The sequence below is a fragment of the Cesiribacter sp. SM1 genome (genome assembly GCF_020178975.1).
Taxonomy (GTDB): domain Bacteria; phylum Bacteroidota; class Bacteroidia; order Cytophagales; family Cyclobacteriaceae; genus Cesiribacter.
In genome coordinates, this window is the sequence record NZ_JAHXBU010000094.1 from 719,849 (window position 1) to 735,915 (window position 16,067).

Genomic DNA, 16,067 nt, shown 5'->3' on the forward strand with positions numbered 1-16,067 from the left:
TTTGATTAGTGTTAGAAAAAAAGGCCTCCCGCTTGGGAGGCCCTTTTTTGTTTTTGCGGCTTGGGTAGTGAATAAACTGCTACTTCAGGCAGTGAAGCACTCTGCTACCAGTGCTCTTACTTCCTCTACCACCAGTGGCTTTTGCAGGTAGGCGGTAAAGCCAAGCTGCTGTGCGTGTGAAATATCTTTATGATTATCGGAGCTGGTAAGTACTGCAACTTTTACTTTCTCGTGTAACTGCCGTGCTTCCAGTTCTTCCATAAACTCAAAGCCGTCCATTACAGGCATATTAAGGTCCAGCAGTACTAGAATACAGCTGCCATCATAGGCGGAAGGGGTTTCATTAATATCCTGCTCCAGAAAGTTCAGGGCTTGCTGGCCATCGGTAACAGTTACAATGGTTTGGCAAAATCCTTTTTCCTTGATCAGTTCTTCGGTAACAAAGTTGCTGATAGGGTCATCATCTACCAGCAGGATCTTTTCTAGCTTAGCTTTCATTAACTGCCTGGTCTAACAAATACAGATTAAAGACAGAACCTTGTCCTACTTCACTTTCTACTTCAATTCTACCGCCGCTGTTTTCTATGATGCGTTTTACAATATACAGCCCCATGCCCGATCCTTCAACATCTTTGTGCAGGCGTTTAAAGAGCGAGAAGATTTTATCCTGTTGTTTCTGCGGAATTCCCTGCCCATTGTCGGATACCCTCAGCACAATATAATCGCCTATGCGGCGGGTGCCGAGGTGTATCTCCGGTGCACGGTCGGGGTGTCTGTATTTAATGGCATTGGTAATGAGGTTGTGCAGAATGCTCCTCATGTTTTTGCGGTTATAGTTGAGTTTATCAACCTCCAGGTTAATGTGCAGCTGTGTGTTGCTTTCCTGCATCAGGTTGCTGATGTCGGCCTGTAAGTCCTGCAGCAGGGGCTGGAAATGTACCGCTTCTGCAACCTCTTCTTCCAGTTCCTTTTGCATATGGGCAATGTCGGTAAGGTCTTTGATGGTTTTCTTAAACCTGTTTACCGATTTGTAGATCATATCCAGCAGGTTTTGCTCACGCTCCGAAAGGCTTGCTTTTATTTTGGCATCCAGCAGCGTAAGCAGGCCTTCCAGGTTAGCAATTGGGGCCTTTAGGTCGTGAGAGGCTGTATAAATAAAATTATCCAGATCGGCGTTGATGCGTGTAAGCTGTTGGTTTTTCCGGCTAAGCTCAGAGGTGCGGGAGGCTACCTGCTCTTCCAGCTTATTGTTGATTTCACGAAGGCGGGCTTCACTTTCCAGAATTAGCTGCTCTGCTTTTTTGCGTTCGGTAATATCTCGGCTTACGCCAATGATTTGTGTTGCCTGCCCTTTTTCATTGCGCTTAAACACATTGTAACGCCCCATTATCCAGAGGTAATGGCCCTGTTTGTTTTTGCCGCGGTACTCTATCTCGCGGGCCTGCTGACCGGTGTAAGAGCGCAGGCCTTCTATAAAGGCAAAGAAACGTGGCAGATCCTCGGGATGCAGCAGGCTGTACACCCAGTTGCTGCCTTTGGTTTTGCGTAATTCATCTACTTCTTCAGGGGTATAGCCGAGCACTTCGTGCAGTTCACGGTTACCGTATATGTTTACGCGTTTTTCCAGATCGAAAACAGTGATCACATCCGGTGTTGTGTCTGTAACTGTGCGGATAAAGTGTTGCTCCTCCTGCACTTTCATTTCGGCAAGCTTGCGTTCGGTAATATCCATGCCGGTTCCGCTAAGCTTGTACAGCTTACCATCTGATGTCAGGCTGGCCTTGCCCTGGCTCAGCACCCAGCGCACCTCGCCATCACGGCGGCAAATGCGGTGCTCTATGGCAAAAGGTATCTGGTCTACAGAGCAGTCGGCAATGGTGGTGGCCACCACCTCGCGGTCATCGGGATGGATCAGCTCCAGGTAAGTGTTATAAGTAAGGTCAAGTTCTTCTTCGCCAATCCCATAGATACGGCGCATTTCTTTAGACCAGAACACCAGGTTGCGCGTAATATCATACTCCCAGTTGCCCAGCTGGGCAATTGCCTGTGCCTCTTCCAGCTGTTCTACGGCAGTTCTAAGTATTTCCTGGGTTTCTTCCAGCTGTGCAAGGCTTTCCTGGAGTTCTTCATTGGAGGCCTGCAGTTCTTCCTGGTGTTCCTTAAGTCTCTCCTCCTGTTCTACTGCTTCTGAAACATCGTGTATCACACTAAGAGCCCCGCTAACGCTTCCCTCTTTGTCGTGGAGGGGCACAAGAATAGCATCGTACCATCCTTTGCGGTTAATGTAAGGTTGCCGTACCAGCTGAATGCGCTCGCCCTTTAATGCTTTTTCAAGAGAATTGAGGTAAGGAGTATTTTTCAGCTTTGGGTTTATGCTTGTTACACCCCGGCCTAAAACATCCTCTCTGGTGGAGCCAAAGATTTTTTCTGCCGAAGTGTTCCATTCGGTTAGCCTAAGCTCCGGGTCAAAGGCCATGATAGCATCTTCGCTGTTGCTTACCAGCGAAGACAGAAAATCATTTTGTTTACGGAGTTCTTCTTTCTGAATCTCCACATAGGTATCAAAGGCGTGGCGCTTAAGCTCTATGTGAAACTGTTCCATCTCCTGCATGATTGATACAATCTGGTTGCAGTCGCTGGTAAAATCGGGTAAAAACTTCAGGAAGAGCTGTTTTCTAATGCTGTAGCCAATTACAAGGTCTACCCCCTGAATGCCTTCTTTTGGAATGCCTGGCAGTTCATTGTTCTTCCAGTGTATAAGTTCCAGCAGCGCTTTTGTAAGGGCTGTATCCTGATCAATATCTTCAAAAAAAGCTTGTAGCGATTTCTGTGTAACAAGCAAAAGCTCTTCTTCTGACAGGTGATCAAAAAAAGCAAGCAGGGGTAACTGGTACTCCCTTAGCATCTTAAGGTTTTCCCTGGCAACTTCCTCCAGCCGGTTGTTAAGAAGGTAGTTGGTAAACTTTTTCGCTTCTTTGAAACAAAACAAGCTTTTCGATTCATTCTCTTGCACCACTAAAGCCATATTTATAGGAGAGAACAGTTAAGGACAGTTGTTGCATAAATTACTAAAGGTTAACTAAAATAGTTCATGCCTGGATTCGCTCACTTACAAAAATAATGAAATTATTTAAGTCAGGGGGATATGCATGTGGATCGCTCCATTATTTAGTGATTTTAATGGTTAAGCAGGTGCTTAAGGGGCATAAAAAAAATAATTAATTGAAGGCAAAGCCAGGCAAAAGAGAAGGGTTGGGTGCTGGCTAATAAGTACCAGACTTTTATGCCTGTCAACTGCAGAAAAAAAGCCAACCCCTGGAGGCTGGCTCTTCTTGTTTTAAGGTATGGCTTAATTAAGCGCCGGGTTTGCCTCTTTGTGCGGCTACCAGCTGCTGGTTAAGTTCTTCAACGGCGTTGCGCTCAGTTTGCAGCTCGCGCATGAGCTTGGTTTCGCGCTCGCGCGAACGATTCTTAAAATCCTGAAACTCCTGCTCCAGCATTTCAAATTCACTGCGTTTGCGAACGGCAAAGCGTTTGCTGTTGCGGTGGTTATAGAGTACAACGGCCAGGATAAGTATTAAAAGTCCAATTACTACCCAGTTAAAGGTAACATAAGCCTCTTTCTGAATATTCATTCCCAGTACCTGAATATGTGCTTTTTCATATTCGCTTTCGGCTACCTCCTGGTTGCGCTCATTTATTTCCTGAGATAACCTCTTTATCTCCTGCTGCTGATCCTGAATCTGCTGTCTCGACTCCAGCATTTGCCGTTGTCTGGCTGCCAGGGTGTCCTGTACATTTTTCCAAAACTCATCCAGGTTCCTTTCCCTCACTACTTTATACTCCTGGTAATTATTGGCGCCTTCCTTCATGTTCTGGAATTGCCTGGATAAACTATTGTTTGATCCTGCTGGCGCGTCTTGTGCCTGAAGGGAGTAGCCCATGCTCAACAGCAGACATAGGCAAAGAAGATGTTTGCTCAAAAATTTCATAGCTCTATTCTGTTACTATGCAAGCCCTCGTTGGATTGATCTAAGAATACTACAATTTATTGACTCCACACTAAGGAGGATTGCAAGATAAAGATTTTTCGTAGGTATACGAACACGAAAGTTATTTATTGCCCCAGAGATTTGTATTTTCAGCCTGTTGCTGCATTGGTGTCTGCCCGGAACTCTGCAGTCTGCTGCCAGTAGGGGAATTCTATTGAGGCAGCTGTATGAAGTGCAGTGGCTACACCTCTTAGCCGCCTTACCACATGCAGAGCGCCTTCTATGCCTGCCGAAACACCGGCAGTAGCAATAATATTCCCGCTATCGGTGTAGCGTGGGCCCCTGATGGCCTTGCCATAGGGTGCATATTGCTGCAGGCTGTCGATGTGCTCATGATGGGTTGTAAAGATTTTCCCATCCAGCAAGCCTGCAGCTGCCAGCAAGTAGGCCCCAGTGCAAACCGACAAAAGCAGGTTAGTTTTGATAGACATAGCTTTCAGCCACCTTAAAACTTCTTCATTGTCTTGTATTTTTTCGATGCAGCCACCCGGTATTACCAGCACGTCCAGCAGGGGGCTATCTTTCAGTTCGTAATCCGGCACAAGGGTAAAGCCCTTATTGGCCCGTATTGGTTCCGTTGTAAGACTTAAGGTAATTACTTTAAAGTGTGCTGTTGCTGCAAACACTTCTGCAGGGCCTGCCACATTTAATATTTCCACGCCTGGGTAAAGTAGTATTCCCGATCTGTATACTTTCTGATCCTTCATACCTATCTGATTTGGTGGCTGTTATATTATGACTGGATCGGGATTTTACCCCGTACACCATATGACCCGGCCGTAGCGAAGATTGTTTATCAGATGTTAATTTTTTTGTGAGGCTGGTAGTGCTGGAAAAGGGAGGCTGGGAAACATGCACGGACTGGATCTTGTTTTTCCTGTGAGACAATGATGACCGTGGCAGGAATGATGTAGCCATGCTTATGCTCAGCTATGCTTTAGTTTGAAGTGAACAAGCCAGGAAAAAAATTATTTAATATTTAAGGAAAGAGGTATTGCAAACATGTGGAGAGTCTGCTACATTTGCATCTCCAATTCAAACACGCCCATGTGGTGAAATTGGTAGACACGCATGTTTCAGGTACATGTGCCGAGAGGCTTGGGGGTTCGAGTCCCTCCATGGGCACCAAAAAAAGCGGCCAAACTGGATAATCTAGTTTGGCCGCTTTTTTCTTAAGAATTTAGTAGTCCTATGAGCTGTACACTCCTGATAAATATTCTTTCACTGTAGTGGGCTTTCTGCCTAATAGTTTTTCCAGATCAGTGCTTGTTTGGGAGAATGTTCCCTGTTTAAAGGCTTCTGCCCATTCTACCGACATTGTTACTATGGGGGCAGGAACACCAGCGCTGCTCAGTGCCTGGGCGAAGTCTTCAGCAGTTGGATTTACGTATGGAATTTTAGTGCCAAGTGTATCACTAAGCATAGCAGCAATATCACCAAAAGATATACTGTCGGTATTGCTAAAGACAAGCTCTTTGTTCTGGTGCTCCCTGCTTGCCAGCACTGCAGCGGTTGCTTCGGCCATATTTTCCCGTGTTGCAAAGGCAACTTTTCCTTCTCCTGCAGGGAAAAACACACCCGTATTGGCCACCTGCTCTCCTAAAAACATGGGGATCATATCGGCATAAATGTTGTTTCGCAGCAGGGTGTAGGCCATGCCCGATGATTTTATGTGCCGCTCCGTGTCAAGGTGCGTTTTCATCACCAGGGCAATGGGCGATGCTTCAGCATTATCGCTTTTCCTGTCGATGCTGGTATAATAAATATGCTTAACCCCTGCTTCTACAGCTGCCTTTACCACATTTTCATGCTGCTTTCCGCGTTTTTCCAAATCACTGCCGGAAACAAGCAGTAGCTGGTCTACGCCTTTGAACGCCTGCATGAGTGCACTGTAGTTATCGTAATCTCCAATTTTAATGGTTACGCCTTTGGCTTTCAGTGCTTCTGCTTTTGCGCTATCTCTTGCCAATGCGCTTATGTTGCTGGCTGGTACCCCTTTCTTAAGCAGAAATTCTATAACTGCATTTCCAAAGTGTCCTGTTGCGCCTGTTACTAAAATCATATAAAAAATTTGTTTGTCATTGAACATTATATTGAGCAAAGCTAGTACATTCGCTATATAATATATAGTAACATCTTAAAATGTAGTACTATACTTTGGTATAGTGGCAGCCAGCCAGCCTATTATGAAAAGCCTGTTAGAAGCTAAGTCTTGTCCGATTGAATTTGTTTTAGCTATCAATGATACGCTGAACGTAATTAATGGAAAATGGAAGCTGCCCATTATTGGTACGCTGCTGTTTGGTAATAAGCGCTTTATGGAACTGGAGCGTAACATTGCTAAAATCACGCCCCGTATGCTCTCTAAGGAGTTAAAGGAGCTGGAGCTGAATGGTATTGTAAAGCGAACAGTTTATGATACCACACCGGTAACAGTAGAATACAGCCTTACTGATTCAGGTAAAACCATAGGCGAGGTTTTGGATAAAATGGTTGAGTGGGGGCTGGCTCATCGTAAGGCAGTCATTACGGATTGAGTTTAGTGCCTGTTGTGGTTGTGTATTTAGCGTTCCGGATAAGCAACGAATTGCTTTGCTATCGTTGAAATAGCTAGCAGTAGTCACTATAGAACCGCATCACCTGCTTTGAATTCCAGGCTTAAGAGTTCAAGCAGCTCCACGTTGGGGCACCAGGAAAAGCAGCCAAACCAGATTTCTGGTTTGGCTGCTTTTTGTTTCAGCAAGGATGCTAGTTAATGTCCTATCCGTTACCCTTCATCTGTAAAAGCTACTTCAAGTCCAGCAGGGCATCGTCGGGCCCCCTGGCATCGGTACCAGGTGCTTACCGCTTCTCCAGCTTTGTTTTGTACAGAACTTTGCCTTCATCGTTAATTACCTGAACCAGTATGGCATCTTTTGTAACGGAAAATACCATAAAGCCATATTCCGAAGCCGCGAACTTGCTTTCGGGAAGCTTGCCGGTTTTGCGTATTTCTGATGCAGAGCCGGAGATGAAATGATGGGTTTTCCCTTCGGGAAGGATGTGCTGCAGGTCGTGTTCATGTCCGGAAATGTAGGCATCGGCTTCGTGTTTATCCAGTAGCGGCTTAAGGGTAGAACGTATTGCTTTTGTATCGTAACCCTCTTTACGCATGCCCCCGGAAAACATGGGGTGGTGGCCCACCACCAGCTTCCATTGAATATCCGGGTCAGGGGTGCTCAACACTTCTTCCAGCCAGCGTTTCTGCTGCAGGGTATCCTGGCTGGCAACATTGGGGCCGTATTCTGTATTGCTGTAAAACTCCTTTATGAGCGGGTTGGTATCAATAAAAGCAATGAGCACTTTCTGCCCGTTACTGCCGGGGATGTTGAATGTTTTAGAGTAGTACCTGGCCGGCATTTTCCAGCGGCGGCTAATTTTCGAATAGGCTACCTGTGCATCTGGGTCTGATTTATAATCATGGTTGCCTAAAATAGGGTACCAGTCAAACTGCAGGGAAAAATCGGTGTAAATATCTTCAAAAGAATACCGCCACAGTGGGTCAAACTCACTCACAACGCCACTGGGGTAAAAGTTATCTCCTGTGGAAACAACAAAACTCACCCCCATTTCTTTGGCGGTTTTGCCCATTTGCCTGGCTACCTCTTTTTGATGATCCTCCCCGTTTCTTCCCCAGTCTCCCATTACTATAAAATTTAGGGCGGGGGTGTTTGCGGCAGGCTTATCTGCTGCCTGGTTTTTGTGATGCGTGGAGAAGGTAAAGGACAGCAGCGCAACTGCTATAAAAAGCACAGGGAGGTAAAATAACGTTTTTTTCATTTCTGGATTTAAGTCTGTTTCGTGGTGTGTGCTGTTGTAGGCAGCCCTTAGTTCTGCTCCTGCAGTACTTTCAGGAGCTCCATAATTTTCCAGTGCAGTTCGGTGTTCTGGTATACTCCCCTAAAGGCTTCTGAGCCGGGACCATAGGCAAAAACCGGCACCATTACCCCTGTATGGTCTGTAGTACTGAAATGGCCGTGGATGGATCCCTTTGAAACATCACCTCCTAAGAGAGAAAGACCTCCGGTTTCGTGGTCGGCAGTAATAAGGAGCAGCGTTTCCCCATCGCTATCTACAAATTTCATGGCCTCCCCAATGGCCTGGTCAAAATCGAGCACCTCACGCACTACATACCCCATGTCGTTGCTATGCCCGCCCCAGTCAATTTGGGCACCTTCTGCCATTACAAAAAATGGTTTTGGTTTATGTGATAGCAGCTGTAAGCTCTTTACGAGTGCACTTGGCAAAAAATCGCCCCTGCCCTGCTGTTTTGAGAGAGCATTTGCCCCGTCCAGGATCAGTACTTTATTACCCTGCACACTGTCTATAGCACTGAATGATTCTGAAACAAAGTAGCCTTTCTGCCGGAGCTCCTGCAACAGGTTCTTACCATCTTTCCTGTTTTTAAAAGCACCTGCTCCGGCTCCTATCAGTATGTCGTTGTTGCTGGACAGGTAATCGTAGGCAATGGCTTCGCTTAGGCTACGTTCTGCTTGGTGTGCGTAAAAGGCGGCAGGGGTAGCGTCTGTAACATCGCCATTAGAAATGATAGCGGTGCTAAAGCCCCTGCTCTTCAGTTTTTCGGTAATGGGAACCAGAGGATTTCCGAGGGAGTCAACACCCACGTGCCGGTTGTTTGTTTTGCTGCCGCTGGCCATGGCTGTTGCACCTGCTGCAGAATCGGTAATGTCGCTGTCTGTAGCCGTGGTAATGGAAAAGCCAATGTCTTTTATATTGAAAATATTTAGCTGCCCTCGATTGGCAGCATAGCCGCTGTAGAGCTGGGTTAGCCCCATGCCATCGCCAATCATCAGAATAATATTTCTGGGCCCTGATTTTTGGGAGGAGTGTGCAACAGAGGGCTTATAGACCGCATGAGGGCTGGTATGTTGATAAGTGTTTTTGGGTAAGTCTTTCAGGAAAGCAGCCAGTCTGGGCACATTATCCGTGTTCAGCACATCTACCTGCATGTTCATGAGCTGGATCCAGGCATTGCCAAAGTCCGGGCTGGCCCAAAAGCGAATCTTTTTGCCTTTGGCATGAACATCGTTGATGAGCGCCTGCAGCGTACGTTTTTCTTCTTTGGGTAGTACGCCTTTGCCATTCCACTGGGTGTACTCCCTGAAGCTGGTGCTGATGAGGCTGATCCGCTCCAGCTGTTCAGGGGTGTAGGCTATACCCGGCCGGCCATCGAAATAGATAAAGTAGGGATATTCCTTCCATGTAGCCGGCTCTGGGGTATTACCGCTGATGGTAATTTTGAGGCTGGGAGAGGCGAGTAGCTGCGGGTATTTTTTCAGTATTTTGACTAACTGCGTTAAGGTGGAGGCTCCCTCTGTCTTCAGGTCAATCATGAGCGTGAGTGTTTTACCCGAATCAGCATATACAAAGCCCTTATTGGCCGATATGTATTTTTGAAGGGGCTTTAGGTAAAGCCCCTCCAGCGTTTTGTCTTTTTCAATCTCTTCGCGGGTGTGGGCCACATACAGTTCTTTTCCCTGCAGAAAGATGTCTGCCTCGAGATACCCAACCTCCTGCACATAGGCTGTATAGAACGGAACAGGCTGAACATAATCGTTATGCGCAAAAATATTGGAGGCGGTATACACCTGCGCCGTGGCGAGTGCTGAAACAAAAATGGTGATGCAGAAAATCAGAAGTTTTTTCATAGGTTTAAAATAAAGAAGTGGAATGTTAGAGGTTAAGCCGAAACCTGTTTTCTAACATTCCACTTAAAAAGAGGCTGTTCAACAATCAGTACCTGAGCCAGCAGAGTTGTGTTGCCGAATCAGCCTCCTTGTTTTAGTTTACTGGTTTTTAGTGATGCTGAATTAGTAGCTGGGGTTTTGAACCAGGTAGCCCGGTACGTTTGAGGCACCGTCTATCGCATTTTGCGGAATGGGGAACAGCCTTTTGAACTTGTCGCTATTGGTTTTTTCTGTCCAGCTATCCTCATACTTTCCGAAACGGATCATATCGGTGCGGCGCAGCATTTCCCAGTAGAACTCAAAGCCACGCTCCCTGAACAGCAGGTCGAGCGACATTTGATTCAGGGCTGGCGCAGGCGTAGTAGCTGTTCTGGCGGCTCTTACGGTGTTTACATCTTCGAGTGCGGCTGCGGCATCTCCATTCTTACGCAGTTTGGCTTCGGCACGCATCAGGTAAATGTCTGCCAGGCGAAGCAGCACAATATCGGCTTCTCCAAAGTTTCTGCCGCTTGATGATTTACGGCTGAACTCATACTTTTCTACCCGATAGCCGGTGCTGTAACCGCTTCCTTCTACGGTATAGTCAATTTGCTCGGTAAAGATTACCGGAATATCAGGATTGTTCCGGCTGTTATTATAGAGCTTGTCTACCTTGTAGCTGCCATCTTCGCAGCGCACAAATACGCCTCCCTCTTTAATAAGCCCATACTGCTGGCCTCTAAGGATGCCTCTGTTGATATGAAAATCTTCGGCAGCTACACAGGCTTCTGCAGGAGGCAGGTTTTCTTTGTAGAACCTCGGATCGATATCCGCAGGATCTACCGGGGCGTAAGCATTTACCCAGGTGCGGTAAAAGTCAGGCGTAATACCGGGGCCATCGGTACCATTGGCAGCCGGAAACTCTGGCAGCGGGTACTGATCGCCGGAGAGGGAAAAGTAGGCCATCCGGTTATGTCCGTTTAGCTCGGCACGCTGGTCGTATACAAAAATCAGCTCGGGGTTGTCGTGGTTGTCATCATCGAAAAGGGCAAAGTAATCGGGAGAAAGCTGGTACTTGCCCCCTTCAATTACCTTGTTGCAGTACTCGATCACTTTGTCCATATCCTCCGCGCGGAAATCAAAACTTTCGGCATACGGATCGCGGTATACAGCTGCATTCAGGTACAGGCGTGCTAAAAGGCCCTGTGCAGCGCCCCTTGAGAGGCGGCCTGGCCCCACATTAGGGTCGAGCTGAGATTCTACCGCCTCGAGCTCAGTTCTAACATACTCATAGGCTTCAGCACCTCTTAAAATCTGCGAGGTTTCGTTAATATTATCCTTCACAAACACCAGTCCGTACAGATCGAGGCTAAGCATGGAGTAGTAGGCTTTCAAGGCCCGGGCCTCGGCTATGTAAAGGTTTACCTTCTCGCTCTTAAGGGTTGGCAGCACGTTCAGGGCAGTAATACACCTTGCAATTCCCTTCATAATGTTGTTCCAGGTATCCCTGATTCTGGGATCGGTGGTGGAGAAGTTGTGGGTGTGCATGGCAATGAAGATGCCATTATCGCCCCAGTCTGTGCCTCCGCGGTAGGGAAGAATTGCCTCGTCAGTAGATATTTCCTGTAAATTGAAATAGTTAACATGGGTAAACAGGCTGCTGAAGGGAGCGTAGGCAGGTGCTAAATTGGCGTCGGCAGCCTCTGCGTCAGAAAGTCCGGAAGAGGTTTCGTCCAGGATCTCCTCACTTAAATCAGTGCATCCTTCAATGATTACGAAACCCATGAACATCATTAAAAAACTAAAGATCTTTTTCATATTCTTATAAAAGAGCGTTAAGGCAGGTTAGAATGTCACATTTAAACCAAAGAGCAGCGTTCTGGCTTTTGGATAGCTCATATAATCGATGCCATACGAAGACACACCATTGATGGTACGATCGGTGTTTACTTCGGGGTCAAACCCATCATAAGGCGTAATCACGAACAGGTTCTGCCCGGTTACCGACAGCCTTACTTTTGGTACCCATTTGGCAATACCAAACGCGCTTGTATTAAAGTTGTAGCCAAGGGTAAGGTTGTTCAGGCGAAGAAAGGAGGCATCTTTAAGAAAGCGGGTGGAGACCGGTGCAGAGTTGTTCGTTGATTCTTCCGGGTTTTCAACGGCCTCAGGCGTGGTGTTCAGGCCTTTAGACAAACGCAGCTTGTAGAAAGCGGCATTGGCAGTGTTGTCATAAATTTTGTTGCCTGATACGCCATTAAGGTTTACCGCCAGATCAAAGCCCCTGAAAGCAATGTTGCCGTTAAAGTTATACTGCCTTGTAGGCAATGCACTGCCTGCTACCACGCGGTCTTTGTCGTTTATCAGGCCATCTTCATTTACATCCCTGTAAATGCTTAAGCCGGCTTCATCAAAACCCAGGTGCTCCTGCAGGTAAAAGGTACCGATGGGCTGCCCGTTTACGTAGCCGTTAATGGTGGCAGATGATAAACCAGAGCCAGTAGCACTACCGGAAGGAATAACTGTGTAGGGCGAGTTCTCCACCTCGTTCTGAATGAAGGTTGCATTACCACCTATGCCGTAAGTTACACCGCCTGGGTTGGTGTGCTGGTAGTTCAGGGCCAACTCCAGGCCACGGTTGGTGATGGTCATGTCCTCTACGTTCATCCAGGTAGTGCTGGCGGGCTGAACAGGGTCTGTTGGAATAACCTCCAGCAGTATGTTGTTCGATACTTTGTTGAACACATCTACAGAGCCAGACAGGGCACCTTTGAAGAGGCCAAAATCTAAACCAATGTTGGTTTGGGTAGAAACCTCCCACTGAATATCAGGGTTGGCCAGCCTTGTGTAGGTAGTACCAGCAGGGTATGGCCCGCCAGGTGTGAGCGGATAACTGGTGCCACCGGTTACTTCAGAAGTAAACAGGGGCTGGGTAATTTTGGAAGGTATTTCCTGGTTACCGGTTTGTCCCCAGCCTGCCCTTAATTTCAGTAGGCTTACGAATGATGATGTCTTGAAAAAGTTCTCATCTGAAATTCTCCAGCCTGCAGAGAAGGAAGGGAAGATGCCGTATTTGTTGTTTTCACCAAACTTGGAGGAGCCATCGGCCCGAACGGTAGCAGTAAGTAAATAGCGGTCTTTGTAGCCATAGTTTATTCTGCCGAAGAAAGACTGCAACTCGTTGATCAGTGCAAAACCACCGGGCAGGTTATTGCCCATGGTCAGTTCCTGGCCCATACCCGGGTTGTACCTTGGTTCGATATCGGAAATCGGGAATTTGTTAATGCTGTTCCATCTTTCCTGCACAAATATTTTCTGGTAGGAGTGGCCGGCCAGGGCTGTTAAATTATGATCCAGATTTAAATAGTTGTAGGTAAGGTAGTTTTCCACCAGGTAGTTGGTGTTAGTGGCATTGGTGGTTAGCAGGCGTCCATCCTGCTGTGGCACCAGGCTGGCCAGCGACTGCTCATCGCGTACTGAACTTGAGTTGTCAACGCCAAGATTCAGCTTATATTCCAGTGACTTGCTTATTGTTAGGGATGGTGTGATGTTGGCAATAATCCTGTTGGTGGTGGTAATATCTTTCCACAACTCCAGCGTACGTAGCGGGTTATCTCCAGACTCGTACTGGTAAGGAGCTCCGTTTTCGTTGTAGGCCGGAAAAGTTGGATTGGTAGAAAGCGCACTGCCTATAATGCTGGAAATGGGCGGGCGCTCACTTTTCGTCTGGGAGGCATTCAGGTTCAGCCCCACATTCAGCAGGTCATTCAGAAACTTTTGCGTAACATTCAGCCTGGCAGAATATCTTTTCAGGTTACTGTTCCTGAGCACACCTTCCTGATCCTGCAGGCCCAGAGAGGCATAATACACCAGCTTATCGGCCCCGCCGGTAAACGACAGGTTATGATTCTGGGTAATGGCCGTGCGTGATATTTCCTCCTGCCAGTCGGTATTGGCACCCATATCATTCAGGTCGCCCTCCAGGGCAGATACTTGCCTGCGGAACTCATCGGCACTGAATACATCGAGTGGGCGTGCCATGGTAGAGATGCCATAGCCCAGCGAGTAGTTGATGGAAGATTGCCCTGCTTTGCCTTTTTTGGTGGTAATGAGCACCACACCATTGGCACCGCGCGATCCGTAAATGGCAGTGGCCGAGGCATCCTTCAGTACATCTATGGATTCAATGTCCTGTGGGTTGATGAAGTTCAGGGGGTTGGTAGCACCACCGGTGCTGGAGTTATCCAGGGCCAGACCATCTACCACAAATAGGGGCGTGCTGCCTGTACGTACACCGCCCGGTCCGCGAATAGAGATACCTTGTACAGCACCGGGTTCTCCACTGGCCGAGGTAACATTTACACCGGCTACCTTTCCCTGCAGCAGCTGCTCGGGAGAGTTGATCACGCCCCTGTTAAACTCTTCGCTCTGTACTGAGGTGACAGCACCGGTTACATCCCGTTTTTCCTGGGTGCCATAACCCACTACTACCAGCTCTGAAAGGGTTTCAGTATCTTCTGCCAGCGTTACATTAAGTGCAGACCTGTTGCCAACCTTCTGCTCCTGGCTAATCATGCCAACAAAACTGAAAACCAATACGGCATCTGCAGAACTAACAGTTAGCTGAAAGTTGCCGTCTACATCACTTACGGTACCATTAACGGTGCCCTTTTCTACAATGGTTACTCCCGGGAGCGGTTCTCCCTCCTCGTTTGTTACCTTGCCCTTTATCACTTTATCCTGGGCAAAGGGTTGGTGGTTAATTGTGTAACCCACACTGGCAGTAGCGTAATAGGGTATGAAAGCCGCATAAGCCAGAAGGCAGCTAACAAAGAAAAGCCTGGTGCAATACTGCATGAAGAGTATTCTCTTAAATAGGTGATACAGTTTTTCCATTGAAAAATTTATTTGGTTACGATGGTTAGATGGAGTGGATTTTCCCCTTGTTGCCGCACCTTATGGTGCTTTTTATGATTTTTGCGCAAGTACGCTTTTATGCATCAGAGGGAATTAGATTTATCATTAAGGCTTGGTTATCAAAATGTATCATACAGGCACTACCTTACTGAAGGATACTGCTGCTACTTTTCTTGTACCAAAAGAGCTAAAGTGTGGCTTAATATTGCTGCTGGCCGAAAGCAGGGGGATGGCTAAAAGATAGCGGGCATCAAGGGTATGTATTGAGCTATCCAAGCATCCTATTTCAGTCTTTTCCGGCTTAAGAATAGACCTTGCCAATCATTAGCAGCAATTTCAAAGCCTCGCTTTATTGCCTGCAAATGTAGGTAGAGCGGGGTAGGCGAACTTTTATTTTCAACGAAGTGCCGGTAATGGCAGGCGAAAGGCAGTAAAAACTAAATGTGCAGCGAATGATTGGGAAAGGCAGCACAAAATGGTTACGCATTGATCACGTTTTGGTAATCTTGAGAGCGTATAGCTGCATTGCTGCCGGAGGGAATCTTCCCTTGAATCAAAACTTACTCCTGGAAGTCAAGTGGAGGGTTATCAGGTAAGGGAAATCTTTCACGCAGCTCCCGGGCTGCGGGGATGCAGGAATTACCTGTGTTGAGGTTGCGCTGTGGAGATACTGTTGCTACAGATATTGAAATAAGGCTCCTTTTTCAAATGTACCCCTACAATCATGTTGTTGAATCAGAGCAGCTGATGCTTCGTGGCGTAGTTTATCATGGCAGCAGTGTTGGTTGCCTTAAACTTTGTTAAGAGGTTCTTTCGGTGCGAGATAACGGTTAAGATGCTAATGAAAAGCTGATCGGCAATCTCCTGGTTGGTTAAACCGGAGGCAACCAGTTTAAGTATTTCTTTTTCGCGGCGGGTTAGCCTGGGGAGGTTGCTAGGCGCATCTTTTTGTTGCTGCAGCAGGGTTTCGGTTACTTCGGTGCTAAAGTATTTTTTGCCGAGGTGTACTGCGGTAATGGCATCCAGGAGTTCTTCTGTGGTAGCGTTTTTGAGCACATAGCCCGAGGCGCCATTCTGCATCATTTCTGCAATATAATTGTATTGGTTAAAGGTTGTTAATGCCACTATCTTTAGCTGTGGATATTCGGTTTTAATTTTTCTGCACAGTTCAATTCCATTGCAGTCGGGCAGGCTGATATCAGAAAGTACCACATCTGCTGCAACTGTCTGGAGCAGTTCCAGCCCATCCCTTGCATTAAGGGCAAAGCCAGCTACCTCTACATGTGCAGAGCTGTTTAAGGTGCTTTTTAAGCCCTCAATCATCATAGGATGGTCCTCAATAAGCAGTACTCTTATTTTTGTTGTCATGATT

11 protein-coding genes and 1 tRNA gene are annotated in these 16,067 nt (G+C 47.1%); 2 read left to right on the forward strand and 10 right to left on the reverse strand.

Annotated features, from left to right (window positions below):
* Positions 1-84: 84 nt before the first annotated feature.
* The 4 genes from KWJ01_RS27165 to KWJ01_RS27180 form a co-directional block, all read right to left on the reverse strand.
* The gene (locus KWJ01_RS27165) at positions 85-498 is read right to left on the reverse strand and encodes a response regulator (RefSeq protein ID WP_225000285.1); all 414 of its coding nucleotides are present in this window, start codon (positions 496-498) and stop codon (positions 85-87) included.
* Positions 488-3,025 carry a PAS domain S-box protein gene (locus KWJ01_RS27170; RefSeq protein ID WP_225000286.1) on the reverse strand — a complete coding sequence of 846 codons (2,538 nt, stop codon included), beginning with the start codon at positions 3,023-3,025 and terminating at the stop codon, positions 488-490. The genes KWJ01_RS27165 and KWJ01_RS27170 overlap by 11 nt, the downstream gene beginning before the upstream one ends.
* 328 nt (positions 3,026-3,353) lie before the next feature.
* Positions 3,354-3,944 (reverse strand): hypothetical protein, encoded by a 591-nt coding sequence (locus KWJ01_RS27175; RefSeq protein ID WP_225000287.1) that lies wholly within the window; start codon positions 3,942-3,944, stop codon positions 3,354-3,356.
* Between the two features lie 197 nt (positions 3,945-4,141).
* A complete protein-coding gene (locus KWJ01_RS27180; protein ID WP_225000288.1) occupies positions 4,142-4,759 on the reverse strand; it encodes a DJ-1/PfpI family protein in 618 nt (205 codons plus the stop codon).
* A 336-nt stretch (positions 4,760-5,095) separates the two neighbouring features.
* Between KWJ01_RS27180 and KWJ01_RS27185 the strand changes: the two genes are divergently transcribed.
* Positions 5,096-5,180 (forward strand) — tRNA-Leu (locus KWJ01_RS27185).
* A gap of 61 nt (positions 5,181-5,241) precedes the next feature.
* Here the strand turns inward: KWJ01_RS27185 and KWJ01_RS27190 are convergent.
* Positions 5,242-6,114 (reverse strand): SDR family oxidoreductase, encoded by an 873-nt coding sequence (locus tag KWJ01_RS27190; protein ID WP_225000289.1) that lies wholly within the window; start codon positions 6,112-6,114, stop codon positions 5,242-5,244.
* Between the two features lie 124 nt (positions 6,115-6,238).
* Here KWJ01_RS27190 and KWJ01_RS27195 point away from each other — a divergent pair, with 124 nt between their 5' ends.
* Positions 6,239-6,589: a helix-turn-helix domain-containing protein gene (locus KWJ01_RS27195; RefSeq protein WP_225000290.1), complete on the forward strand. Its 351-nt coding sequence runs from the start codon at positions 6,239-6,241 to the stop codon at positions 6,587-6,589.
* Between the two features lie 304 nt (positions 6,590-6,893).
* On the opposite strand, the gene KWJ01_RS27200 is transcribed toward KWJ01_RS27195, so the two are convergent.
* From KWJ01_RS27200 to KWJ01_RS27220, 5 genes are all read right to left on the reverse strand, one after another.
* A complete protein-coding gene (locus KWJ01_RS27200) occupies positions 6,894-7,871 on the reverse strand; it encodes a tartrate-resistant acid phosphatase type 5 family protein (protein ID WP_225000291.1) in 978 nt (325 codons plus the stop codon).
* Positions 7,872-7,918: 47 nt separating this feature from the next.
* Positions 7,919-9,760, reverse strand: a complete 1,842-nt coding sequence (locus tag KWJ01_RS27205) for an alkaline phosphatase (protein WP_225000292.1) — start codon at positions 9,758-9,760, stop codon at positions 7,919-7,921.
* Positions 9,761-9,922: 162 nt separating this feature from the next.
* On the reverse strand, positions 9,923-11,596 hold the full coding sequence (locus KWJ01_RS27210) for a RagB/SusD family nutrient uptake outer membrane protein (RefSeq protein WP_225000293.1): 1,674 nt from the start codon (positions 11,594-11,596) through the stop codon (positions 9,923-9,925).
* A gap of 27 nt (positions 11,597-11,623) precedes the next feature.
* Complete coding sequence (locus tag KWJ01_RS27215) at positions 11,624-14,674, reverse strand: TonB-dependent receptor (RefSeq protein ID WP_225000294.1); 3,051 nt, start codon at positions 14,672-14,674, stop codon at positions 11,624-11,626.
* A 756-nt stretch (positions 14,675-15,430) separates the two neighbouring features.
* On the reverse strand, positions 15,431-16,063 hold the full coding sequence (locus KWJ01_RS27220) for a response regulator transcription factor (RefSeq protein WP_225000295.1): 633 nt from the start codon (positions 16,061-16,063) through the stop codon (positions 15,431-15,433).
* Between the last annotated feature and the right edge of the window lie 4 nt (positions 16,064-16,067).